At 52.2% G+C, this 23,295-nt stretch carries 21 protein-coding genes; 20 read left to right on the top strand and 1 reads right to left on the bottom strand.

Annotated features, from left to right (window positions below; all coding sequences use genetic code 11):
• Positions 1 to 4 precede the first annotated feature (4 nt).
• From xseB to BMX22_RS02250, 11 genes are read left to right on the top strand one after another with little or no spacing between them, the layout of a single operon-like run.
• Positions 5 to 217: an exodeoxyribonuclease VII small subunit gene (xseB, locus tag BMX22_RS02300; RefSeq protein ID WP_074740310.1), complete on the top strand. Its 213-nt coding sequence runs from the start codon at positions 5 to 7 to the stop codon at positions 215 to 217.
• A complete protein-coding gene (locus BMX22_RS02295) occupies positions 210 to 1,064 on the top strand; it encodes a polyprenyl synthetase family protein (protein ID WP_074740309.1) in 855 nt (284 codons plus the stop codon). Before xseB ends, BMX22_RS02295 begins: the two co-directional genes overlap by 8 nt.
• A gap of 37 nt (positions 1,065 to 1,101) precedes the next feature.
• On the top strand, positions 1,102 to 2,997 hold the full coding sequence (dxs, locus tag BMX22_RS02290) for a 1-deoxy-D-xylulose-5-phosphate synthase (protein ID WP_074740308.1): 1,896 nt from the start codon (positions 1,102 to 1,104) through the stop codon (positions 2,995 to 2,997).
• Complete coding sequence (locus BMX22_RS02285) at positions 2,984 to 3,769, top strand: TlyA family RNA methyltransferase (protein ID WP_074740307.1); 786 nt, start codon at positions 2,984 to 2,986, stop codon at positions 3,767 to 3,769. Before dxs ends, BMX22_RS02285 begins: the two co-directional genes overlap by 14 nt.
• Positions 3,770 to 3,781: 12 nt before the next feature.
• Entirely contained in the window at positions 3,782 to 4,630 is an 849-nt protein-coding gene (locus BMX22_RS02280; RefSeq protein WP_074740306.1) for an NAD(+)/NADH kinase, read from the top strand.
• An 18-nt stretch (positions 4,631 to 4,648) separates the two neighbouring features.
• Positions 4,649 to 5,092, top strand: coding sequence for an arginine repressor (argR, locus tag BMX22_RS02275; protein ID WP_074740305.1), 444 nt, complete (start codon positions 4,649 to 4,651; stop codon positions 5,090 to 5,092).
• Positions 5,093 to 5,104: 12 nt separating this feature from the next.
• Entirely contained in the window at positions 5,105 to 6,766 is a 1,662-nt protein-coding gene (gene recN, locus BMX22_RS02270; protein ID WP_074740304.1) for a DNA repair protein RecN, read from the top strand.
• Positions 6,763 to 7,299, top strand: a complete 537-nt coding sequence (locus BMX22_RS02265) for a histidine phosphatase family protein (RefSeq protein ID WP_074740303.1) — start codon at positions 6,763 to 6,765, stop codon at positions 7,297 to 7,299. Before recN ends, BMX22_RS02265 begins: the two co-directional genes overlap by 4 nt.
• Positions 7,300 to 7,317: 18 nt before the next feature.
• Complete coding sequence (locus tag BMX22_RS02260; RefSeq protein ID WP_074740302.1) at positions 7,318 to 9,288, top strand: beta-galactosidase; 1,971 nt, start codon at positions 7,318 to 7,320, stop codon at positions 9,286 to 9,288.
• 3 nt (positions 9,289 to 9,291) lie between these two features.
• Positions 9,292 to 9,726, top strand: a complete 435-nt coding sequence (gene dtd / locus BMX22_RS02255; RefSeq protein ID WP_074740301.1) for a D-aminoacyl-tRNA deacylase — start codon at positions 9,292 to 9,294, stop codon at positions 9,724 to 9,726.
• A gap of 46 nt (positions 9,727 to 9,772) precedes the next feature.
• Complete coding sequence (locus tag BMX22_RS02250) at positions 9,773 to 11,374, top strand: peptidoglycan D,D-transpeptidase FtsI family protein (RefSeq protein ID WP_074740300.1); 1,602 nt, start codon at positions 9,773 to 9,775, stop codon at positions 11,372 to 11,374.
• A 30-nt stretch (positions 11,375 to 11,404) separates the two neighbouring features.
• On the opposite strand, the gene BMX22_RS02245 is transcribed toward BMX22_RS02250, so the two are convergent.
• Positions 11,405 to 12,097, bottom strand: coding sequence for an NPXTG-anchored protein (locus BMX22_RS02245; protein WP_074740299.1), 693 nt, complete (start codon positions 12,095 to 12,097; stop codon positions 11,405 to 11,407).
• Positions 12,098 to 12,447: 350 nt separating this feature from the next.
• Between BMX22_RS02245 and BMX22_RS02240 the strand changes: the two genes are divergently transcribed.
• The 9 genes from BMX22_RS02240 (at position 12,448) to BMX22_RS02200 (ending at position 23,290) form a co-directional block, all read left to right on the top strand.
• Positions 12,448 to 13,167 (top strand): hypothetical protein, encoded by a 720-nt coding sequence (locus tag BMX22_RS02240; RefSeq protein ID WP_074740298.1) that lies wholly within the window; start codon positions 12,448 to 12,450, stop codon positions 13,165 to 13,167.
• Positions 13,168 to 13,518: 351 nt separating this feature from the next.
• Positions 13,519 to 16,149 carry an alanine--tRNA ligase gene (alaS, locus tag BMX22_RS02235; protein WP_074740297.1) on the top strand — a complete coding sequence of 877 codons (2,631 nt, stop codon included), beginning with the start codon at positions 13,519 to 13,521 and terminating at the stop codon, positions 16,147 to 16,149.
• A gap of 9 nt (positions 16,150 to 16,158) precedes the next feature.
• Entirely contained in the window at positions 16,159 to 16,515 is a 357-nt protein-coding gene (locus BMX22_RS02230; RefSeq protein WP_143055456.1) for a histidine triad nucleotide-binding protein, read from the top strand.
• A 10-nt stretch (positions 16,516 to 16,525) separates the two neighbouring features.
• Positions 16,526 to 17,065: a phosphoribosyltransferase family protein gene (locus BMX22_RS02225; RefSeq protein ID WP_074740296.1), complete on the top strand. Its 540-nt coding sequence runs from the start codon at positions 16,526 to 16,528 to the stop codon at positions 17,063 to 17,065.
• 92 nt (positions 17,066 to 17,157) lie between these two features.
• Entirely contained in the window at positions 17,158 to 19,110 is a 1,953-nt protein-coding gene (locus BMX22_RS02220; protein WP_207645871.1) for a ComEC/Rec2 family competence protein, read from the top strand.
• Positions 19,110 to 20,210, top strand: a complete 1,101-nt coding sequence (gene holA, locus BMX22_RS02215) for a DNA polymerase III subunit delta (protein WP_074740294.1) — start codon at positions 19,110 to 19,112, stop codon at positions 20,208 to 20,210. Before BMX22_RS02220 ends, holA begins: the two co-directional genes overlap by 1 nt.
• Entirely contained in the window at positions 20,207 to 20,806 is a 600-nt protein-coding gene (locus tag BMX22_RS02210) for a toprim domain-containing protein (protein ID WP_074740293.1), read from the top strand. Before holA ends, BMX22_RS02210 begins: the two co-directional genes overlap by 4 nt.
• Positions 20,796 to 22,178 (top strand): hypothetical protein, encoded by a 1,383-nt coding sequence (locus tag BMX22_RS02205; protein ID WP_074740292.1) that lies wholly within the window; start codon positions 20,796 to 20,798, stop codon positions 22,176 to 22,178. Before BMX22_RS02210 ends, BMX22_RS02205 begins: the two co-directional genes overlap by 11 nt.
• An 11-nt stretch (positions 22,179 to 22,189) precedes the next feature.
• Complete coding sequence (locus BMX22_RS02200; protein ID WP_074740291.1) at positions 22,190 to 23,290, top strand: DHHW family protein; 1,101 nt, start codon at positions 22,190 to 22,192, stop codon at positions 23,288 to 23,290.
• Positions 23,291 to 23,295 lie beyond the last annotated feature (5 nt).

The following is a 23,295-nucleotide window of genomic DNA, read 5'->3' as shown; positions in this document are numbered from 1 at the left end:
ATGTATGAAAAAAGACACAAGCTTTGAAGAAAATCTGAAATTGCTCGGCGGCATTGTTGCTGAGCTTGAAAAAGGCGATATACCACTCGAAAAAGCAGTCGAGCTGTACGGAGAGGGAGTGAAGCTCTCAGCCGTTTGCAGGAAGCAGCTCGACGAAGCGAAAATAAAAATAACGGAGGATGACGGAACTGCACCGTCGAATGAGAAAAATGGGTAACTTTGAAGAAAAAAAGGCGAAATACCTCAAACTGACAGACGAAAAGATATTAAAGTACAACAACTACAGCAACGACAACCGTCCGCAGATGGAGCTCATCGACGCGATGAACTACTCACTCAAGGGCGGCAAGCGTATCAGACCTATGCTCGTTTACGCATTCTGCGAGGCTCTCGGAGGCAATATCGATAATGCTGTTGCTCCCGCGTGCGCAGTTGAGATGATACATACTTCTGCATTCATTCACGACGACCTTCCCGCTCTCGACAATGACGATATCCGCAGGGACAAGGAGGCAAGCCACAAGAAGTTCGGCGATGCTCTTGCTATCCTTGCAGGTGATGCTCTTTCTGTGCTTCCGTTCGAGGTCATCGCCGACGCCCCCGAGCTCACTGCTGACCAGAAGATCCTCATTATCTCCGTGCTCGCTAACTCTGTCGGCAGAGACGGAATGATAGGCGGGCAGGTCATCGACATTGAGAGCCGCAAGCGTGATGACGTCACAGAAGAAGAGATAATGAATATGTACCGCTGTAAAAAAGGTCAGCTCATCGCTGTATCCTGCGTTATCGGTGCTATCTGTGCCGAGGGGACCAACGAGAACCTCAGAGCAGCTGCTGAATTCGGTCTGAGGGTCGGTCTGTCATATCAGATAATCGACGATATACTCGATGCTGAGGAGGGCAAGCCTGCCGATACTGCGTCTATAGTTACTCTCCACGGTATTGATAAGGCACGTGAAATGGCTAACAAAATAACAGCCGAGGCCCTCGAGTGGATAGACAACATAGATGATAACGGGTTCCTCAAGGAGCTCACCGAATATCTGCTTGATCGTACAAAATAAACAAGGAGCTGCGGAGCTCTGGCTCCGCTGAGTTAAAATGAACGGATTTATAAACAACGGAAACAGGGTGAGCCTCTCGGAGCTCAAGCTTCCGAGTGACCTGAAGGAGCTATCGCTCCAGCAATGCAAGTATCTGTGCTCCGATATCCGCAATCTGCTGATCTCGACGGTATCAAAAACGGGCGGACACCTTGCTTCCAATCTCGGCGTGGTCGAGCTTACTTTGGCTATCCATCGTAATTTCAACTCGCCCGAGGACAAGATCGTATGGGACGTAGGACATCAGGCGTATGTTCATAAAATACTGACGGGACGTGCGGACAAGCTAAGCTCGCTTCGTCAGGAAGACGGAATATCAGGTTTCCCGAAGCCCGAGGAATCTGTACACGATTCGTTTATCGCGGGTCACAGCAGCACCTCTGTATCCGTTGCCTGCGGCATTGCAGAGGCTATGAAGCTTCAGGGACGCGATAACTATACCGTGGCTGTCATCGGTGACGGCGCTATGACAGGCGGTATGTTCTATGAGGCGATGAATAACTGCTGCTGCAAGCAGGAAAGCAACCTCATTGTTATCCTCAATGATAACAATATGTCTATTTCCAAGAGCGTCGGCTCGCTCGGACAGTACCTAACTTCACTGAGAAATTCAGAAAAATACCTTGATACCAAGCGCTGGGTCGAGAAAAATCTCAATCAGATACCCGTGGTCGGAAAGACTGTGACAAAAGGTATGAAGGCGGCTAAAGATTCGATAAAGTCTACTATTCTCGAGCGCACCATGTTCGAGGATATGGGCTTTATCTACCTCGGACCGATAAACGGTCACAGCCTCACGGAGCTCGAACAGGTCATGCATATGGCAAAGAGCTACCACAAGCCCGTATTCATACACGTCAAGACCACAAAGGGCAAGGGCTACCTCCCCGCTGAGAAAAACCCGGGAGAGTACCACGGTATTTCCAGATTTGACATAGAAACAGGCAACCCCGAAGTCGCGGCAAGCGACAGCTACTCAACAGTTTTCGGCAAGGAGCTCGTCGCTCTCGGCGAGCAGGACGACCGCATCTGCGCGATAACTGCGGCGATGAAGTACGGCACGGGCTTGCAGTATTTCTGCAAGCGTTTCCCCGAGCGCTTCTACGACGTCGGTATCGCAGAACAGCACGCTGTCACATTTGCGGGCGGACTCGCCTCAATGGGACAGATACCCGTATTTGCAGTGTATTCGACTTTCCTCCAGCGCGCATACGACCAGCTCATACACGACGTGGCGATAGGAAAGCTCCACGTTGTTCTCGGTGTAGACCGCGCAGGAATAGTCGGCGAGGACGGCGAGACGCATCAGGGACTTTTTGACGTCGCTATGCTGACGTCAATACCGAATACGGTGATATATTCGCCTTCATGCTACGAGGAGCTCAGGCTCTGTATGAAGAAGGCTGTATACGCAAACAAGGGGCTTGTTGCTGTGCGTTATCCCCGTGGAGCTGAGTCCGTTTCCTTCAACAGAGACTACATCAGCACCGAGCATATCTTCATGCGCGGCGATAACTGCGACACCCTCATCATAACCTACGGCAGGCTGTATAACGAGGCTTACAAGGCTCAGAGCCTGCTCACGGAGAGAGGTATCAACTGCGATATCCTCAAGCTGACAAAGATATTTCCCGTTCCACACGACGTTATCGGCGAGATAAAGCAGTACAGGCGTATCGTCTTCTTCGAGGAGGCTGAGCGGCAGGGAGGTATTTCCGCTCTGTTCGGTGATCTCCTTATGGAGGCTCGCTACGTCGGTGATTACAGCCGCGTGACTGCCGACGGCTTCATCAAACAGGCGTCAGTGAAGTCGGCGCTCGCAAAGCTCGGTCTCACAGCGGAAAAAATGGCAGACTATGTCTGTCGCAGGAGCTTGGAAGATGGCAAGGCTTGATTCCGAGCTCGTTTCACGCGGCATCGCAAGGAGCCGCGAACGTGCAAAAGAAATGATAAAGGCTGGCGCAGTTACCGTCAACAGTCGGACTGCAAAAAAAGCCTCGGATGAAGTGGCTCCCGCAGACGTTATCGAGTCCTCGGAGCAGGAGATCTACGTCGGCAGAGGTGCGCTGAAGCTCGAAAAGGCGGCGCAGGCTTTCGGGCTTGATTTCACAGGAAAGGTCTGCCTCGATATCGGCGCATCGACAGGCGGATTCACTGAGTATATGCTCATGCACGGTGCCGCTGAGGTGTACGCTGTCGACGTCGGGCACGGACAGCTTGCGGACTCGCTCAGACAGGACAGCCGCGTAGTCAATATGGAGGGAACTGATATCCGCGAGGTATCTCCCGAAGAGATAGGCGGGAGCGCGGACTTCATCAGCGCAGATGTGTCGTTCATCTCGCTGACGAAGATACTGCCGAAGATGTATGAGCTTCTGCGTGAGGACGGCACTGCCGCCGTACTCGTGAAGCCACAGTTTGAGGCAGGCAGGAGCGACATCGGCAAGCACGGCGTGGTACGGGACAGGAAAGTCCACGAACGTATACTCAGCGAGATAGACAGCTTTGCAAGGCTCATGGGATTTGTACCCGTGAGCTGTACGTTTTCGCCCGTCCGCGGTGGGAGCGGAAATATAGAATATTTGTTGGAACTCAGAAAAATAGCAGAGACTCCGTCGTTTTGCGACTATAAAAAAACGGTGAACGAGGCGTTCACCGCCCTTTGATTGGAGGAAAAAATGAAAGCCGTACTGTATCCGAACTTTCAAAAGAAAAATGCGCTCAGCTGTGCGCGTGAGACCTGCGATGTCCTTGACAGGGCGGGTATTGAGGTCTGTGTCAGCGGTAAATTCCGTGATGATTTCAAGGACAAGCGCGTCACCTTCGAGGACATTGGCACATCCGCGCACACTGCCGACATTGTCATCGCTATCGGCGGTGACGGTACGATCCTTCGGTGTGCAAAGCATCTTATGGGTACGGATACGAAAATGCTCGGAATAAACACCGGTACGCTCGGCTTCATGGCAGGACTTGAGGCTGACCAGCTCGACAAGCTTGCTCTCCTAACTACAGGCGAGTACACTGTTTCCGAGCGCATGACCATTGATGTCGTTACTCACGGCGAGGACGGCGACCATACCTATACGGCTCTGAATGAGGTCTCAGCACGCTCGGCAGGGTTCAGGATAAGCGATTTTGACGTCTGTTCGGACGGCTATCTCATCGGCAGATACCGCGCGGACGGAGTGCTCTTCAGTACCCCATCGGGCTCGACTGCATATGCTCTTTCGGCAGGGGGACCGGTTATCGAGCCGGACCTCGAATGCATCGAAATGACGCTGATATGTCCGCATTCACTCTTTTCACGTGCGACTCTTTTTTCCAAGGACAGGAGGCTGACGCTCACGGACAGAACATCCAGCGACAGGTTGGTGGTAAGCGTTGACGGTGAGATAAAAAAACAGCTCGGCGACGGTGAATCCATAGAGATAATGCGCGGACGAAATACGCTGAGATTCGTTGACCTCATCGGCAACTCCTTCCACGAATCATTGTGCAGGAAGCTCTGCCGACCTCTGAAATAGACAATAACGGAGATTTTTATGAAGAACCGCAGACATGATATCATACTTGAAATAATAGGTGAAAAGCCTGTAACTACGCAAGAGATGCTGATACAGTACCTCGCGGAGAAGGGGATAAAGACCACTCAGGCGACCCTCTCACGCGATATCCAACAACTCTCGCTCGTGAAGCAGCGCGACGAGAACGGAATATACAGGTACACGCTCCCTGCGGCGGCAGTTGCGGAGAAGAGCATTTTCTCGGAGTCGGTCGTGTCGGTCGACTACGCTATGAATACGATAGTCCTGAAGTGCCGCGCGGGAATGGCTCAGGGCACCTGCGCCGCTATCGACTCCGTAAACCATGAAGGTATAGTCGGAACTATAGCGGGCGACGATACGATATTCATTCTTGTTCGGACAGAGTCCGACGCGAAGAAGCTGTGCAAGAAATTCAAGAGCGAGGTTTTCCCCGGAAGGTAGTGTAGCACTCAGATGTTGAAGGAATTATATATCAAGAATCTTGCCGTCATAAAAGAGGCGGTCATACCGCTCGGCGGCGGGCTGAATATCTTCACCGGCGAGACCGGCGCGGGAAAGTCTATACTTATCAACGGTATAAATGCCGTGCTCGGTCAGCGCAGCAGCAAGGAGATAGTCCGCACAGGATGCGACAAGGCGATAATCACAGCTCTGTTCACTCATCTACCAGCGGAGGTAGAGGCGAAGCTCGATGAGCTTGGATTCGACCACGATGATGACGAGATAACTGTCACGCGCGAGATAAGCTCCGACGGCGGAAGCGTAGCGCGTATCAACGACCGTACCGCTTCCGTGGGGCTGCTGAGGGAGATAGGTTCGCTGCTGATAAATATTCATGGGCAGCATGATAATCAGATACTGCTCGACAGCGAGAGGCATTTGCAGATACTCGACGACTTCGGCGGAGATAACTCACTGCTTTCGGCGTACAGAGCGAGCTTCCGCAAGCTTCAGCAGACCGCGCGCACACTCGGTGAACTGAAGAAGAAGGAGCAGTCACGCCTTGAGCGCAGCCGTACACTGAATGAGATCATCGACGATATCGGTGAGCTTGGACTCACCGCGGGCGAGGACGATGAACTTGAGCGAGAGTATCAGGCTGCCAAGGATTCCGAGAAGACGATGATTGCCATAAATAACGCAATATCGGCGATAACAGGCGAGGGAGCTGCCAATGAGCTTCTTGCCTCCGCAGAGGGTGAGCTCTCGGGTTTTACGGAGATCAACAAGAGCCTTGCACCGCTTTATGAGAGACTCTCGGCGGCGGAGATAGAGCTTGCGGACATTGCCTCCGAGCTCGAGCACGCCGCAGGAAAGATAGAGCTCGACGGGCAGCGCCTCGATGAGACAGCCGAGCGTCTCGGCGTGATAAACAAGCTCAAGCGAAAGTACGCGACCGACTGCGAAGGGCTCGTCAAGCTCTACGATGATGCTTGCGCAGAGATGTCCGCACTTGACGGCTGCGGCGACGAGATAGCCGAGCTTGTCAGGGAGCGCGAACAGCTCCTGCACGAAGTTACAGAACAGGCGAAGGCATTGTACAACTACCGCGAGGAGGTCGCGGCTCGCTTCACGGAGCGCGTGACTGCGGAGCTCTCGTTCCTCAATATGGAGGGCGTCATCATCAAAGTCCGCCACGAAAAAGGCAAGCTGACGGTCAACGGCATGGACAGCGCAGAGTTCCTAATTTCTGCAAACAAGGGCGAGGAGCCAAAGCCGATATCGAAGATAGCTTCGGGGGGCGAGCTCTCGCGTATAATGCTTGCGCTCAAAAGTGTCATCGCCGACAAGGACAGCATCCCGACGATGATATTCGACGAGATAGATACGGGAGTCAGCGGCAAGGCGGCGCAAAAAATAGGCATAAAGCTCCGTCAGATAGGCAAGGTCAGACAGGTCATCTGCGTGACGCATCTGTCGCAGATAGCGGTCATGGCGGACGACCACCTCATGATCGAAAAGAACGTCGTCGGCGACCGCACCGAGACAAGTGTGACACATCTTGAACTCGACGGAAGGATAGCCGAAATCGCACGTATTATGGGCGGCGACCAGCCCAGCGCTCTCATGCTCGAGAACGCCGAGGCTGAGATAAGAAGGGCGGCGGAAATATGAAGATCTACTCCACCCGCCACGGTCAGACGGAATACAACAGGCTTGACATCATTCTCGGTACGACAGACCTGCCGCTTAATGAGACAGGTCTTGCGCAGGCACGGGGACTTGCGGAGGAGGTCGAAAAGCTCGGGGATGTGGACATTATCATTGCCTCTCCGTTGCTGAGGGCTCAGACCACCGCGAGCGCGGTTGCCGAGCGGTGCGGACTTCGGATCGTCACCGATGAGCGGCTGCGTGAGTGGGATTACGGAGAGTTCGAGGGCAAGTCTCGCTATACCGAGGGATTTGCAGAAACTAAACTCGATTTCGGCGTAAGAATGGGGAAAACAGGCGAGTCTGTCATGCAGCTCGCACACAGGGTCTACTCTGCACTCGACGACATCATCGCTGAGTACAACGGCAGAAATGTGCTGATAGTCAGCCACGGTGGAGTATGCCGTATCATCGAGACCTATTTCAATGATATGACTGCTGAGCAGTTCGCGGGCTGGTTCATGGGAAATTGTCAGATAATCCGATATAATATTTGATTTAACAGGAGGGACATCATGAAAATTGGTGTTGATTACTACCCCGAACAGTGGGATAGAGATATGTGGGAAAAGGACGCCGAGACTATGGCGAGAACAGGAGTCAAGCTCATTCGAGTTGCCGAATTTGCATGGTCGAAGCTCGAACCCCGCGACGGCGAGTTCGACTTTACATGGCTCGACGACGTTATCAGGATATTCTCGCGCTATGCGATAGGTACGGTGCTCTGCACACCTACCAACTGTCCTCCGCTTTGGCTGTATGAGGCTCACCCCGAGATAGTACGTGTCGGGATCGACGGCAAGCGCATCCAGACGGGTATACGCGCTCACCGCTGTATCAACAATCCCACTCTGCGCTTCTATGCAAAACGTATAACCGAGCAGATGATACGTCATTATTCGGGCAATCCCGCAGTGGCTGCGTGGCAGATAGATAACGAGCTCGAAGCTTACAGCTGCACCTGCGATGTCTGCAAGGCACAGTTCCGCGACTGGCTCAAAGATAAGTACAATGACCTCGACGGCGTGAACAAGGCATTCGGTACGAGCGTATGGAGCGGCGAATACAGCTCCTTTGAGCAGATAATGCCTCCGAACGCTTACCCGAAGGCATGGCAGAATCCCGCGCTGTGTCTTGACTGGTACCGCTTCTGCAACGACAGCGTTGCAGGTTATCTCAAAGACCTCATGATGACGATAAGGCTCGAAGATACGAAGATACCCGTAACTACAAATACGTGGTTCTGTGAGAACACTCCCGATTTTTACAAGCTCTTCGACCTCATGGACTTCGTCTCCTACGACAACTATCCGCCGATACGTATACCCGTTGACCCGAACGAGTATTACTCGCACGCCTTCCACCTCGACCTCATGCGAGGCGTCAAGGAAAAGCACTTCTGGGTCATGGAGCAGCTCAGCGGACCTACGGGATGTTGGATGCCGATGTCGCCTGCGCCGCGTCCCGGACAGATAAAAGGCTACGCTTTGCAGGCTTTTGCTCACGGAGCGGATACAGTGCTGCACTTCCGCTGGCGAACTGCAACTACAGGCGCGGAGATGCACTGGCACGGGATACTCGACCACAGCAATGTCCCCAACCGCAGATTTGTTGAGTTCTCGGAGCTCTGCAAGAGCGTCTCACAGCTCAGCATTCTCGACAATACTGAGATAATCTCCGACATCGCGATTCTATACTCGCCCGAGACCGACGAGGCTTTCAAGATACAGCCGCAGGTAGAAGGTTTCCACTATCTGGAGCAGCTCAAGGCTTTCCATGCCGCATTCACTCACTATGGCGCGAATATCGACGTTGTATCGCCTGATACCGATATCTCGGGCTACAAGCTCGTTATCGCTCCGTCGCTCTACGTGAACAGAAAGTCTGTCACCGAGAACCTCTACCGCTATGTCATCAACGGCGGTACTCTTGTACTCACGACGAGGAGCGGAGTCAAGGACGAGCACAACAACTGCATTATGGACACGCTTCCGACCGTGTTCAAGGAGCTCATCGGTGCGGAAATAACCGAGTATGACCCGATAGGAAATGATATGCAGGTAATACGCGACTTCGCGGGCAATGAGTTCAGGTGTTCGCAGTGGTGCGACCTTCTCCAGCCTACGACAGCGAAGGCTTATGCCGAGTACAATGAGGGCTACTACAGGTGCATTCCTGCGGTGACGATGAACAGGTACTGCAACGGTGTAGCGTATTACGTCGGCACTGTATGCAAGTCGGATTTCTATGAGAGCTTTGCTTCCAACCTTATGATGCAGACGGGTGTGCCGAAGCTCAAGGGGCTTCCGCACGGAATTGAGGTCACTACCCGCACTAACGGCAGAGACGAATACATCTGCTTCTTCAACAACACGGATAAGCCCAAGACAATACCGCTCCCGAAGCCGATGTACAGTATGATATCCTCGATGGGTAAGGACAAGCTTGAACTCCAGCCGTTTGAGATGGACATCGTAAGGAAGTAAGCCATGCGTATAGTATTACAGAGAGTTACTTCCGCGAGCGTGACCGTTGACGGCAGAGTCACGGGGAGCATAGGTACGGGTTATCTCGTACTGCTCGGTGTCGGACAGGGTGACACCGAGGACGACTGCCGCAGACTTGCTGACAAGCTGATAAATCTGCGCATATTCTCGGACGAGAATGGCAAGATAAACCTTTCACTATCGGATGTGGGAGGGGAACTTCTCATAGTTTCGCAGTTCACGCTCTATGCCGACTGCCGCAAGGGCAACCGTCCGAACTTTATACAGGCGGGCAAGCCCGATGAGGCGGAGCGTCTTTACAATTACTTCGCGGATTACTGCCGAAGCAAGGGCAAGCACGTCGAGACAGGCATATTCGGCGCAGATATGAAGGTTGAGCTCGTTAACGACGGACCGTTCACTATAGTTTTGGAATAAGAATATGATCACCTCATACGGGCATAATCTGTATGAGGTGATTTTTATGCGCAGACGCTCCGAGCGCGGCATTCTTATTCTTACAGCGGCTTTTTTCCTGATGTTCACTGTGATAGTCTGTAACTATATGCGCCTTTCACAGGAGCGCGAGCACGTCCGCACCGCAGAGGAAAGCTCATTCATTACAATAAACGCGGGCGACACGCAAGGAACGGTATACGACCGCAATTTCGTTCCTCTCACAAATGCGGAGAGCTCCGTTGTCGCTGTAGCTGTGCCCTCAGCAGTTACGCTCGACGAGCTGTACGACTACGCCGCGGACAAGTCCGACCTCAGTGAGAGGTATTCCTCGGGCAAACCATTCGCGTTTCGGTGTGTGCGGCGAGGCGAGGACACTGCGGGGGTGACCTTTTTTGAAGTACCTGTCCGATGCAGCAGAAATATGACTGCTCCTCACGTTGTCGGATATCTCTCGGAGGGCAGGGGGGCTACGGGGATAGAGTATGCATATGACAGGATACTGCGCGGTGGCAATATGGAGAACAGCGTAACATACTCGACTGACGGATTCGGCAATATCCTCATAGGAGCAGGCAAGGATGTCATCCGCAGCACAAAGCAGGAAACGGGTGTTGTGACTACGATCGACTCCCGTATTCAGCGAATTTGTGAGCGGGCAGGACGAAGTATCGACAAAGGCGCGATAGTCGTCACTGACGTGGATACAGGTGAGATCTTAGCCCTCGCGAGCTTTCCTGGGTTCAGTGTTGATGACATCGGTGCGGCTCTCACGGACGAGCGAAGCCCTCTCATTAATCGTGCGCTCTACTCATACAGCGTTGGTTCGGCGTTCAAGCTCGTAACCGCCTGCGAGGGACTGAATGAGGGGCTCGGGGGCTATGTTTATGAGTGTACGGGCAGTATCGACGTCGGCGGGCAGGTATTCCGCTGTCACAAGTATGACGGCCACGGTGTGCAGATGATGTCGGAGGCGATGACTAATTCCTGCAATACCTACTTCATAGCACTCAGTCAGCTTCTCGATACGCAGAAGTACCGTTCACTCGCATCTGAGTTAGGCTTTGGGAAGGAGATATACCTCTGCGCCGGAATGACGGCATCTGCGGGAGTCCTGCCAACGCGTGAAGAACTTCTTATCCCCGCTGAGCTCGCGAATTTCTCGTTCGGACAGGGCAGGCTTACAGCCACGCCTTTGCAGGTGAACGCTCTCACCTGCGCGATAGCGAACGGAGGTGAGCTGCCAATGCTGTCAATAATGCGCGGGATCACGGTCGACGGCGAGAGCGTCGGGAATGAGAAGCCTCCGCGGCGTTCGCGGGTAATGAGTGCAGAAACTGCCGCGGAGCTGCGAAAGATGATGATAGAGGCTGTCTACCTCAATGACGCTTCCAAGGCGCGTCCGCAGTATATCCGCGTGGGAGCAAAGACCTCCACCGCTCAAACGGGACGCTTCGGCGATGACGGAGAGGAGTTATGTCATGCGTGGATAACAGGCTTTTTGCCGTCGAGTTCGCCTACGTATGCGGTGACTGTTCTGGTCGAGGACGGCGGCTACGGCAACGATGCGGCAGCCCCGATATTCGCAGAGATAGCAGACGGCATAATAAACGAAAAAGCGGCACCGTAAAGGTGCCGCTTTCTAAGAATTATCGGTTAATTAGTCCTCTTTCTTTCTGAGAACGAATGCAGTAGCAACTGCTGCGCCGACGCCTGCGATAGCGATAGCGGGGAATGCAACGCCTGTCTTGGGAGAATTTGCGGCTGTTGTAGCCTTAGCAGTAGTTGAAGAAGCAGTAGTTGTAGCTGTAGTAGTTGTTGTTGTGGAAGTTGTAGTGCCCTCAGTAGTTGTAGCCTCGGTAGTAGTTGTCTCAGTCTCACCGTTGTCAGCTACGAGACGAGCAGTACCGCCGTTGCCGATAGAAATTTCCTTTGAATCGCTGTGATAGTAGCCGCCGAAGCTTAACTCATCGCCAACGTAGAATTTAACAGTATCAGCTACAGTGCTCTCGATAGTCTCAGTGCCTATCTTTACTGTACCTGTAGAAGTCTTGCCCTCAGCGTCTGTGTAAGAGAAGGTGCTGTCGTCCTTTATCTCTACAACGCCGTTGTCCTTGGCAGCCTTATCAACGGAAGTGTTGCCGTCAGCTACCTGATACTTCCACTTGCCGACGATGTCAGCAATCTTGATAGAGGACTCAGCCTCTGTTGCAGCCTCTGTGGACGCTTCTGTCGAAGCCTCAGTGGAAGCCTGAGTTGTGGGCTCCTCTTCTGCAGCGAACGCGCTCATTGAGCCTGCGAGAGTGAGTGAAGCTGCCATAACTGCAGCGATGATAGAAATTGACTTTTTCATAATCATTCTCCTTTTCATTTATCCATGTTTCGGGGGATTCCCCCTCGTACAACCATAATATAGCACAACAGATCCTAAAAATCAAGCATTGCAATGAATTTTTTGCAGTTTATTTGCATTTTCCGCAAAAATCTATAAATTTCGGACAGCAAGCTAATAGTTTTTATGTTATTTTTCTGTCAAAGCAAGTTATATTTTTGTCAGGTTATACATGGCGGAAAATCCACGTTTTTCGGCATTTGCACAGATAGTGACAAATTCACGCTTGACTTTACTTCGATTTTATACTATAATGAAATAAATAATGTCGGTAATTATTGTAATACCGCTGAATAAGGAGTATAATCACAATGAAAAAGGGAATATTTGCAATTTGCATGGCGGCTGTTATGCTCACAGGCTGCGGAAGCACCGCGGGCTCGTCCGAGAGCAGCAAGAATGACGCCCCTGCGACAACAGCGGCAGCTCAGCAGGAGACGGAAGCAAAACAGGAAGAGAATACTCAAGAGACAGAATCATCGGTTTCTTTGGAAGTGGGGGAGTATCATAACTGGAATGGTATTGATATGCCGTTTCCCAAGGGATGGGAAGTTGATGATATAATTGATAGAACCGGTATGATTTGTCTGACCGGTGGTTCAGAGAGTGCTCCGGTGTATTATGGAATGGATTTCCACTTTGATGAAAAATTACAGGATGTGTCACAAGGGCACACGCTTGATGAATTGCCTGAAGAATTACTTTTTACTATGCAGCCTTTTATGCATCGTAAATGTAAACAAGATACAAACGGAGATTTTTCAAAAGTTGCAGTGGATTCCAGTACCGAAGTGGAGTTTTTAGGATTTCCCGCTCTTTGTCGAACAGGCACATTCAATTGTTATGGTGATATAACGATTTATTATAAAGCATATTACGCATATTTAGATTTCCCGAATTTTGGGGATGAAGGTAAGCATGTACCGTCTTTTTGGATGGCATATACGACATCAAATGATATAGATGCTCTTTACCTTATGGAAAAGGCTGCCGACCTTCCTCTTACGAAAGCAAAGCTCCACGAAGAATGAGACAAAGCACCTGCTTAGGCGGGTGCTTTTGCTGATTTGAGCGAAAAAAACGAAAAAGCTCTTGACTTTTCATGCCCGCGGATATATAATATATGTGTATGGCGTCGACGGGATTGACTGCTTTGGCGCGCCTTTCAGAGAGAAAGCGGCAGGTGCGAGCTTTCAGGCGCAGGGCAGGTGCTTACCCCGAGCCTCCGCGGGAAACTGCGGCGTATTTCTGCGTTAAAGAACTATGAGGAAGGGGCAGTATGCTCCTTTGAATTTGGGTGGTACCACGAGAGCCTTCGTCCCATTTGGCGGCGGGGCTTTTATATTTTGTCCCGTAAAACATTTATAAAAGGAGTAATCATCATGCAGTGGACAGGTCTTAACGACTTACGTGAAAAGTATCTTTCGTTCTTCGAGAGCAAGAACCATACGAGAATGGCGAGCGCTTCTCTTGTGCCGCAGGGCGACAAGAGCCTCCTGCTCATCAACTCGGGTATGGCTCCTCTGAAGAAGTTCTTCCTCGGACAGGCTACACCTCCGAATGTGAGAGTGACTACCTGCCAGAAGTGTATAAGAACTCCCGATATCGAGAGCGTCGGCAAGACGGCTCGCCACGGCACATACTTCGAGATGCTCGGCAACTTCTCCTTCGGCGACTACTTCAAGCCCGAGGCTATCGCATGGGCGTGGGAGTTCCTCACAAAGGTACTCGAGATACCGGCAGACCGCCTCTGGATAACTATATATGAAAGCGACGATGAGGCTGAGCAGATATGGGAGAACAACATCGGTATCCCTCATGAGAGAATAATCCGTCTCGGCAAGAAGGACAACTTCTGGGAGCACGGCTCAGGTCCGTGCGGACCCTGCTCTGAGATCCATTTCGACCGCGGCGAGGCTTACGGTCCGTTCGAGAACTTCGAGCAGGCGAGCGACTGCGATCGCGTCATAGAGATATGGAACCTCGTATTCAGCCAGTTCGACAGCGACGGCGAGGGGCACTACGCCGAGATGAAGAACAAGAATATCGACACGGGTATGGGACTTGAGCGTCTTGCGTGCGTTATGCAGAACGTTGACAATATCTTTGAGGTAGACACCGTTCAGAACATAATGAAGCACATTTCGCGCATCGCAGGCGTTGAGTACAAGAAGGATCACAAGACCGACGTTTCGCTCCGCGTTATCACCGACCACATCAGAAGCACTACATTCATGGTAGGCGACGGTATCATGCCCTCAAACGAGGGCCGCGGCTACGTTCTGCGCCGTCTTCTCAGACGCGCTGCACGTCACGGAAGACTTCTTGGTATAACCAAGCCCTTCCTCTGTGAGGTGTGCGACACTGTTATAAATGAGAACGCATCTGCTTATCCCGAGCTCGCCGAGAAGCGCGACTACATCAAGAAGATAATCGGTGTCGAGGAAGAGGCTTTTGCCAAGACCATCGACAAGGGCACAGAGATGCTCAATGGCTTCACCGAGGCACTCGCGGCAGAGGGCAAGACTGTCCTCTCTGGTGACGATGCATTCAAGCTCTCCGATACATACGGTTTCCCGATAGACCTTACCGAGGAGATATGCGAGGAGAAGGGGCTCACTGTTGACCGCGACCGCTTCACCGAGCTCGCAAAGGAGCAGAGAGCTCGCGCCAAGGCTGACCATGCCGCAAAGGCAGGCTCGTCATGGGCTGACAACAGCATCAAGGTCGACGCTCCCAAGACCGTATTCACGGGATATACCGACTTCGAGGCAGAGAGTGCGGAGATACTTGCTATCTATAAGGACGGTGCGGAGGTCGATTTCGCAAATGAGGGCGACGACGTTGTCATCGTGCTCGACGTTACTCCGTTCTATGCAGAGAGCGGCGGACAGGTCGGTGATACAGGCTCTATCAGGAGCGGCGAGAATATCGCCTCCGTAGCTGATACGATAAAGAGCGAGGGTCACTTCCTCCACGTTGCCACTGTCGAGCAGGGCACGCTCAGCAAGGGCGACAAGGTAACAGCCGCTATCGACAGAGAACGCAGATGGGCTATTATGCGCAATCATACCACAGCTCACCTTCTTCAGTTTGCTCTCCGTCAGGTGCTCGGTGACCACGTTCATCAGGCTGGTCAGCTTGTAAACGAGAACGCCTGCCGCTTCGACTTCAACCACTTCTCCGCTATGACGACAGAGGAGATAGCAAAGGTAGAAGAGCTCGTAAATGCCGAAATAATGAAGGCTGTTCCGGTAACTATGAAGGAAATGCCTATCGAAGAGGCAAAGAAGCTCGGTGCTATGGCTCTCTTCGGCGAGAAGTACGGCGATACCGTAAGAGTAGTGACTGCTGACAATTCAGTCGAGTTCTGCGGCGGTACTCATATTTCAAATACATCACAGATCGGGCTGTTCAAGATAGTTTCCGAGAGCTCGGTCGCAGCAGGTGTAAGACGTATAGAGGCTGTAACAGGTCTGGGAGTGCTTGCTCTGCTCAATGACTTCAAGGAGACTATCGCACGCTCTGCAAAGGCACTCAAGCTTGCAAATGTAAGCGAGCTCCCAGAGAAGTGTGCGGCAGTTGCCTCCGAGCTCAAGGAGAAGGACAAGAAGCTCGAGAGCCTCAATCAGCAGATAGCCAACGCAAAGACTGCCTCACTCTTTGACAATGCCAAGGAAGTCGGCGGAGTTAAGCTCGTTTCAGCACGTCTTGACGGAACAGCTCCCGATGCGCTCCGCAAACTCGGCGACAGTGTCAAGGACAGGAACGAAGCTGTTATAGCTCTCTTTGCAGGTACGATCGGAGAGAAGGGCACCTTCTACTGCGTATGCACCAAGGAAGCTGTTGCAAAGGGCGGAAACGCAGGTACTATCGTCCGCGAGATAGCTACCGTTACAGGCGGCAAGGGCGGCGGCAAGCCCGACGGAGCTATGGCAGGTGCCGGCGACATCAGCAAGATCGACGAGGCTCTTGCACAGTTCGAGAGCGTTGTTTCAGGCATCATAAAGTAAAGGAGTATTATTATGGACTGCTTATTCTGCAAGATAATCGACGGAGAGATACCCAGCACAAAGGTTTACGAAGACGAGTACGTTTACAGCTTTAAGGACATAGCTCCCATAGCTCCCGTACATTACCTCATAATCCCCAAGGCTCACATCGCGAGCGCTAATGATATCACTGAGGAGAACTCCTCGCTCGTTGCAAAAGTGTTTGAGGCTGCTGCCAAGATAGCGAAGGCTGAGGGCATTGAGAGCTACCGCATAATCAATAACTGCGGCGACGACGCAGGTCAGACCGTTAAACATATGCACTTCCATATGCTCGCGGGAGTGAAAATGGGCTGGGGGCCCGAGTCCCTCGGCAAGACCGAATAAGGAGGACGCCATGGCTGCGACCTACAAGATGACTATAGCGGGGCTGGAACGCGAGCTTCCGATATGCCCGCTCAACGACAAGCTCGATATAGCGGCATTTGTTATGTTTTCGGACGTGGAGCTCACAGTTGCTTCCGCTGCGGAGCTGCTCAAAAAATGCCCCGACTTCGATGTGATACTTACAGCAGAGTCGAAGGGCATACCGCTCGGATACGAAATGGCTCGTCAGAGCGGCAAGCCGTATGTGGTGGCGAGGAAGTCGGTGAAGCTCTACATGACCGAACCGATATCCGTAAAAGTGAAGTCTATAACCACAGCCGCAGAGCAGACGCTCTATCTCTCGGCCGAAAAGGCAGCCATGCTTCGCGGAAAGCGCGTGCTCATCGTCGATGATGTTATCAGTACGGGCGAGTCGCTTACGGCGCTCGAGAGGCTGACCGAGGCTGCGGGCGGTGATATTGCTGCAAAGTCGGCAGTCCTTGCAGAGGGCGACGCCGCAGACAGAGCTGACATAGTATTCCTCGAAAAGCTGCCTCTTTTCTTTAAATAAAACATATGAAGCGGAAAATTATCGGAGCGGCAGCAGCATATTTGTCGGGATTGTTTTTCGCTTCATTTTTTATGGACGCGAAAGGCTTACTGATGTATACTGCTGCGGGGGTGCTCGCGGTACTGTACGGCAGGCGAAGGGGATTTAAAACGGTCGACTATACAGTCATCGGCGGATTTTTCGCCTTTGGCGTGTTTATGAACCTTTTTTACAGCTATGCCGTTTTCACCCCCGCACAGCTTTACAGCGGACAAACCGACAGCTATGTCGGTGAGGTCGAGGATGCCGACATATATGACGGCGATCGCGTAGCATACACCCTGTACGGACGCTCAGGAAGCGGTCGGCTCATGAGGATAAGGCTTTTCACGTCCGACATAGGTGCAGACCTCGGTGACACCGTTTGTATCGGGGAGTGTACCTTTGTCAAGCCTGAGAGCGACTACCTCTTCGACGCCGAGACCGTATATAAGTCCCGACACATCGCGCTGGATGCTCCTAAGGTGAAGGACATCACAGTTCAGCACAGGGACGGCTTTATGTTCCGCCGACTTCGCAGGGATTACCGTGAGAGCATGGTCGCGGAGTTCCGAACCGTAATGGGCGACGACTGCGGAGCCTTCCTCGCGGGGATGATTTTCGGCGAGAAGCGGTACCTCGACGGAAATACACGCTCGGCTTTGTACAGGACAGGTATCGGTCACGTCCTCGCTGTATCGGGACTTCACGTATCTATCATCGCGGGACTGATAATGCTTTTGTTGAACAGGCTGCGTGTGAACAGATTTCTTTCTTTCGCGGTCGTGAATGTGTTGATACTGCTGCTGATTGCTCTTGCAAATTACCCGATATCTGCACTGAGAGCTGCGATAATGCTGGATATCATGTACTCGGCACGCCTGTTCCGCAGGCAGAGCGATCCTCTCAATTCGATCGCGGTCGCGGTTCTGATACTCAGCATTGCCGACCCGTACTGCGTGTACAATTCGGGCTTTATGCTCTCGATAGCGGGTACAGCGGGTATAGCTGTCTTTGCGCCGTATATGACAAAGGAAATGGAGCGCGAAACTGCTGTTCAAAGGCTTATGACAGCCCTTGTCACTTCGATATGCACTACACTGAGCGTATTCCCGCTGTGTATGTACTATTTCGACGAGACCTCACTCATCTCGCCTTTCGCGAACATTCTTCTTCTGCCCATGTGTACGGCGGCAATGGTGCTTGGGCTTCTGCACTTGCTGACATTTGGTCTGCTGCCCGTACTTCCGATATCAGCAGGGATAATAAAGCTCATACTGCTGATATCGGACGGCATAGCCTCTGTCCCGATATTCTACACTTCCGATGATATGGGGCTCCTCAGCGGACTGCTACTGATATCTGCGGGTGTCATCATCGGAGTTCACCTCTTCCGCAGGGACAGGCATTTGCTTGCGGTAATGACCGTGTGTGCAGTCGTGCTCTTCTCCGTGACTTCTTCCGCTGCGGGAATAGTCCGCAGGAGAGCCTTCCGTGCGGCAGTCCTTGGTTCGGGGAGCAGTGCTGCTGTCGTGATAACTCACGGCGGACACACGGACATAGTCGACCTTAGCGGTCACTACCGCTCGGCTGAGTACGTCCGCAGATATTTGACGGTCAACGGCATATCCGCAGCGGATACGGTCCTGCTGACTAAGAATGTGCAGTCATGCTATTCGGCCTATGAAAAGGAACTGGGATTATTCCCGTCGTATACGAGCATAGTTACAGGCAGTACGAAGGTATACTGCGGTGATGCGCAGACAGCCGAAGAGCCGCTGACTTTTGAGAGCGGCGGCTGCGAGCTGGCATACTCCGACGGTGAGCTGTTTGTCTCGTACAGCGGCATGGAGATGTCGTTCCGACCGACCCCGGGCAGCGGCGGCGTGACCGTTTACTATGGCAGGCACGCATCAGGAGTCCCCGAGCGTGGCTTATCCGATGATAAAGACGACGAACTGCTGACGGGTAACAGCTTTGAGATATCCTGTTCCCGCGGCGGAGACTATAAGATAAGGAGGCTGTAATGCCGAAAACAGATGTAAAAGGGCTTACAGCAGCTCTTAAAAAGGACGGGCTCAGCAGAGTCTACTATATATTCGGCGCTGATGTTACAGGCGTTGAAAAGGCTACGGGCCTCATAATAAAGGAGGCACTCGGAGAGAATGCCGATATCGCACTCACTAAGCTAAAAGGCAGTGAGCTCGATATATCAGAGCTGTATGATATGGTGCAGATGGCGCCGATGATGTCGGACTACAACTGCATACTCATCAACGATTACAACTGCGAGAAGCCTGTGGAAGATATGCGCGGCAGGACCGCCGACAGCTATAACAAGCCGCTTCTTGAGGCGATAAAGGATATCCCTGACTACACAGTTGTGATTTTCAACGTCACGGGCTTCGAGGTCGGAACGCGCCGCGATTTCCGTTCAGGTGAGACTATCATCACCGACAAGAACAAGAAGCTCGCTGACTTTGTGCAGAAGAACGGTACTGTCGTTGAATCGGCGCTGAAGACGTCTGTCGAGCTCTCGCGTCTCATCGTAGATAAGGTAGCGGCAAGAGGCGGGATGATATCCGCAGACAATGCCAAGGAACTTGCGGAGATGTGCCTCTGCGACGAGCTGACGATAACAGGGGAAGTCGAGAAGCTCTGCGCCTATGCGGACGGGAATGAGATAACGCGTGATATGCTCGACGAGCTTGTCCATGAGCAGAACGATACGACAATATATACTCTCGCGAACGCCGTTGCGGCAAAGAACTCAAAAGCTGCATTTGAAGCCGTTCAGCAGCTCAATCTTGACAACGACAACAGGGGAGCGGTGCTCTACGCGATAACGAGCGTCTTCCTTGATATGTACCGTGCCGAATGCGCGAAGCGGGCGGGTATCCCCATGGATACGGCTGCTGATGATTTCAAGTACGGCAGCCGCCGTTTTGCAATGAAGAACGCCTACCGTGATTCGGGAAAGTTCGGACTTGAAAGACTGCGCGCCTGCCTCATTATCCTGCGCGACACTAACGTAAAACTCAATTCATCGCCTGTCGACCCCCGAGTAGCGATTGAACAGGCGATAGTGCGTATGCTCACTCTGCAAACGCAGGGGAGGAAGCGATGATAAAGATTAACGAGGCTATTATCGTCGAGGGCAAGTACGACAAGATAAAGCTGTGCTCGATAGTTGACGCAGTGATAATCGTAACGGGCGGCTTCGGCATATTCAAGGACGAGGAAAAGCTCGGACTTATCCGCTATTATGCCGAAAAGACGGGCGTTATCATCCTCACCGATTCCGATAGTGCGGGTCGTCGTATACGCGGCTATATCAAGGGTGCAATAAAGAACGGGAGCGTTAAGAACGTCTACATCCCCGATGTGTTCGGCAAAGAAAAACGAAAGGTCAAGCCATCGGCGGAGGGCAAGCTCGGCGTCGAGGGAATAGACACCGCTACGCTGCTTGCCGCATTCGAGAAAGCGGGTATCACAGCAGGAGAGCGCACAGCTCCGCCCGATATTACGAAGCTGACGCTGTATGAGCTCGGGCTGAGCGGCGGGAGCAACAGCAGCGAGCTCCGCAAACGTCTTCAGAAGAAGCTCGGCTTGCCTTCGCTCTTGTCGGCTGCCGCTCTTACCGAGGTGCTCAATACGATGATGACTGCATCAGAGCTCGCCGAAAAGGTAGATGAGCTAAAGGAGGAAGAAAATGGAATATAGCAGCCTCCTTTTCATATACGGATTCCTTCCCGTTTCGCTGATACTGTATCATATAACGCCGAAGAAGCTCAAGGAAGGCGCAATGTTCCTCCTGAGCGTGATATTCTGTTCATTTTTCGGAGTGGAATACCTTCTTTTTATCGCAGCATATATCCTCGTCAATTACACTGTCTTACGTCTGACAGACGTCCTGCGAAAAAAGAATGCGATAGCTTGTTTTATCCCGTTTGCGTTCGGTATGGTGTTCGATATCTTCGCTTTGTTTGCTTTCCGCACGGAACGCTTCTCAGCGGTATACTCAATGTTAAGACTGCATGAGGGCTTTTTCCCCGTAGGCATATCACTGTTCACGCTCTCGGCACTCGGCTATCTCATCGACGTGTACAACGGACGGGTCAGCTCCGAAAAGAGCATCGTCCGATATTCGCTGTATATAATGATGTTCCCGAGGCTCCTCATGGGACCTGTTCTCCGCTATGATGTGTTCACTCGCATTATGAACAGCCGCAGAACAGGCGCAAACGAGCTCGGAAAGGGACTGACCCTCTTCATCAAGGGATTGGCAAAGAAAGTGCTTGCCGCAGACACTCTCTACGCGCTGTACATCGCGGCAGCTGCCTACGATACGGGTGAGATGTCGGCAGTGACTGCATGGCTGGGGATAACTGCCTATATCCTTTGCCTTTACTTTACGCTTTCAGGCGTGTCTGATATGGGGGCAGGCATCGGATACTGCTTCGGATACAGGTTCCCGCAAAGCTTCAATTACCCGATGTTCAGCAGCAGGATACGCTACTTTGCAGCGAAGTGGCACGTTCAGGTAATACACTGGTTCAGAAACTACATTACCAAGCCATTTGCCTCACAGATGAAGAGCCGTTACATAAGCAAGCTCATCTTCATAGGAGCGTGGACAGCAGCAGGCTGCTGGTACTCCTTCACCGTCAGCGGTGCGATTTGGGGAGCTCTTATGGGCACGGCGATAGTAGTCGAGGGCAGACTCAGAAAGTCTCGTATGCTGAAAGCTACAGGTATAATCTACACATTTCTGCTCGTGACCGTATTCTCCGTGTTCATTGCAAGCGATACTGTCTCGGACGCTTTCGGGTATCTTTTCGCAATGATAGGCGGGAATCGTCTTCTTACGGACACGCTGACACTTTATCTTCTCAAGTCGTATCTCGTTGTATTGCTCGTGACGATGTATGCCTCGACCGACCTGTTCAGGAATATGCTGCTCCGCTCACGCAGGGTGTTGCTGAGGAAGGTATTCTCCGCACTGACTCCTGTAGTGATGGTTGTGCTTCTGGCGGTGTGTACGGCTCTTATCTCGTCGTCAGGCAGCTCCGAGATGCTGCTCATGAGGCTATAGGGGGGCGGAAAATGAATAACATAACAAGCAAGCTCACAGCCCTTGCAGTGAGCGTATTCATCATATTCTTCGGAGCCGCTTCATTTGCACCGAACGATAAAGCGGTTATTCCCGAGTTTACGTGGGATAATACAACAGGAGGCAGCTGGGGAAGGGAATTCAGCACGTTTGCTGCTCAGCACTTCGCATTCAGTGATACTTGGCGTTCTGTCGGTTCTCGTATCGACTCGAAGATAAGCGGTGATATCGTGAACGGCGTATATATCGCTGATGACCGCCTTATCGCTGCCGATATCTCCGAGCGCGAGGACGCTGAGGATAGCTCGGCTGTCATCAATTCGTTCGCCGAGAGCTATGACGGTACTGTTTATTTCGTCGCCGTTCCTACATCTGCGGGAGTTTACGGCGACGTGCTTCCCGCTCATCTTTCTCGCGTGACCGAGAAACAGAAGACTGAGCACCTTTACGAGCAGCTCAGCAGCGATATCAGACGTGTTGACGCATACAATCTTATGAAAATGCTGAGCGACGACCGCATATACCTCCGCAGCGACAGCAAGTGGACGATGTACGGCGCATACTGCCTGTACAGAACGGTCGTACAGAAGCTCGGTTCTCAGCCCGTATCGTATGACAAGTATACGATACGTCACGTCACGGATGAATACTGCGGCGACCTCTACAGAAGGACGCTCTATATGAAAAACGAGCCCGATATGCTTGACATTTACGAGTACGCCGACGGTGCGCAGGTCACGGAGTGCGTAAGTATCGGAAATGACGGCTCGGAGCACGAGTGCTCGCTATATGATGTCTCTGCGCTCGGTTCCGACGATATGTACAGGCTCTACCTCGGCGAGAGAGAACCCCTCGTGCGGGTACACACTGACGTAAACAACCAACGCCGTCTTCTTCTGATAGGAAGTGAGTGTGCGGCGTGCTTTGTGCCGTTCCTGACGCAGCATTACAGCGAGATAACGGTATTTTTCCCCGAGTATGCCGACAGACCGCTCGAGGAGTTCACAGACCCTAACGAATGCGAGCAGACACTTTTCCTGCTCGGTATAGATTCAATAAACAGCGAAAAGCTAAGCATGATAGAAATGAGGTAACAAAA

Origin of the sequence: Ruminococcus sp. YRD2003, assembly GCA_900109435.1 — a bacterium.
In the GTDB taxonomy this organism is placed as follows: domain Bacteria; phylum Bacillota; class Clostridia; order Oscillospirales; family Ruminococcaceae; genus Ruminococcus; species Ruminococcus flavefaciens_G.
The sequence above is the reverse complement of the archived record's forward strand: the minus strand, read 5'-3'. Positions and strand labels throughout refer to the sequence as shown.

Coding starts and splice junctions, on each gene's coding strand:
- xseB (WP_074740310.1), top strand. CDS start 5: ATGAAAAAAGACACAAGCTTTGAAGAAAATCTGAAATTGCTCGGCGGC.
- BMX22_RS02295 (WP_074740309.1), top strand. CDS start 210: ATGGGTAACTTTGAAGAAAAAAAGGCGAAATACCTCAAACTGACAGAC.
- dxs (WP_074740308.1), top strand. CDS start 1,102: ATGAACGGATTTATAAACAACGGAAACAGGGTGAGCCTCTCGGAGCTC.
- BMX22_RS02285 (WP_074740307.1), top strand. CDS start 2,984: ATGGCAAGGCTTGATTCCGAGCTCGTTTCACGCGGCATCGCAAGGAGC.
- BMX22_RS02280 (WP_074740306.1), top strand. CDS start 3,782: ATGAAAGCCGTACTGTATCCGAACTTTCAAAAGAAAAATGCGCTCAGC.
- argR (WP_074740305.1), top strand. CDS start 4,649: ATGAAGAACCGCAGACATGATATCATACTTGAAATAATAGGTGAAAAG.
- recN (WP_074740304.1), top strand. CDS start 5,105: ATGTTGAAGGAATTATATATCAAGAATCTTGCCGTCATAAAAGAGGCG.
- BMX22_RS02265 (WP_074740303.1), top strand. CDS start 6,763: ATGAAGATCTACTCCACCCGCCACGGTCAGACGGAATACAACAGGCTT.
- BMX22_RS02260 (WP_074740302.1), top strand. CDS start 7,318: ATGAAAATTGGTGTTGATTACTACCCCGAACAGTGGGATAGAGATATG.
- dtd (WP_074740301.1), top strand. CDS start 9,292: ATGCGTATAGTATTACAGAGAGTTACTTCCGCGAGCGTGACCGTTGAC.
- BMX22_RS02250 (WP_074740300.1), top strand. CDS start 9,773: ATGCGCAGACGCTCCGAGCGCGGCATTCTTATTCTTACAGCGGCTTTT.
- BMX22_RS02245 (WP_074740299.1), bottom strand. CDS start 12,097: ATGAAAAAGTCAATTTCTATCATCGCTGCAGTTATGGCAGCTTCACTC.
- BMX22_RS02240 (WP_074740298.1), top strand. CDS start 12,448: ATGAAAAAGGGAATATTTGCAATTTGCATGGCGGCTGTTATGCTCACA.
- alaS (WP_074740297.1), top strand. CDS start 13,519: ATGCAGTGGACAGGTCTTAACGACTTACGTGAAAAGTATCTTTCGTTC.
- BMX22_RS02225 (WP_074740296.1), top strand. CDS start 16,526: ATGGCTGCGACCTACAAGATGACTATAGCGGGGCTGGAACGCGAGCTT.
- BMX22_RS02220 (WP_207645871.1), top strand. CDS start 17,158: ATGTATACTGCTGCGGGGGTGCTCGCGGTACTGTACGGCAGGCGAAGG.
- holA (WP_074740294.1), top strand. CDS start 19,110: ATGCCGAAAACAGATGTAAAAGGGCTTACAGCAGCTCTTAAAAAGGAC.
- BMX22_RS02210 (WP_074740293.1), top strand. CDS start 20,207: ATGATAAAGATTAACGAGGCTATTATCGTCGAGGGCAAGTACGACAAG.
- BMX22_RS02205 (WP_074740292.1), top strand. CDS start 20,796: ATGGAATATAGCAGCCTCCTTTTCATATACGGATTCCTTCCCGTTTCG.
- BMX22_RS02200 (WP_074740291.1), top strand. CDS start 22,190: ATGAATAACATAACAAGCAAGCTCACAGCCCTTGCAGTGAGCGTATTC.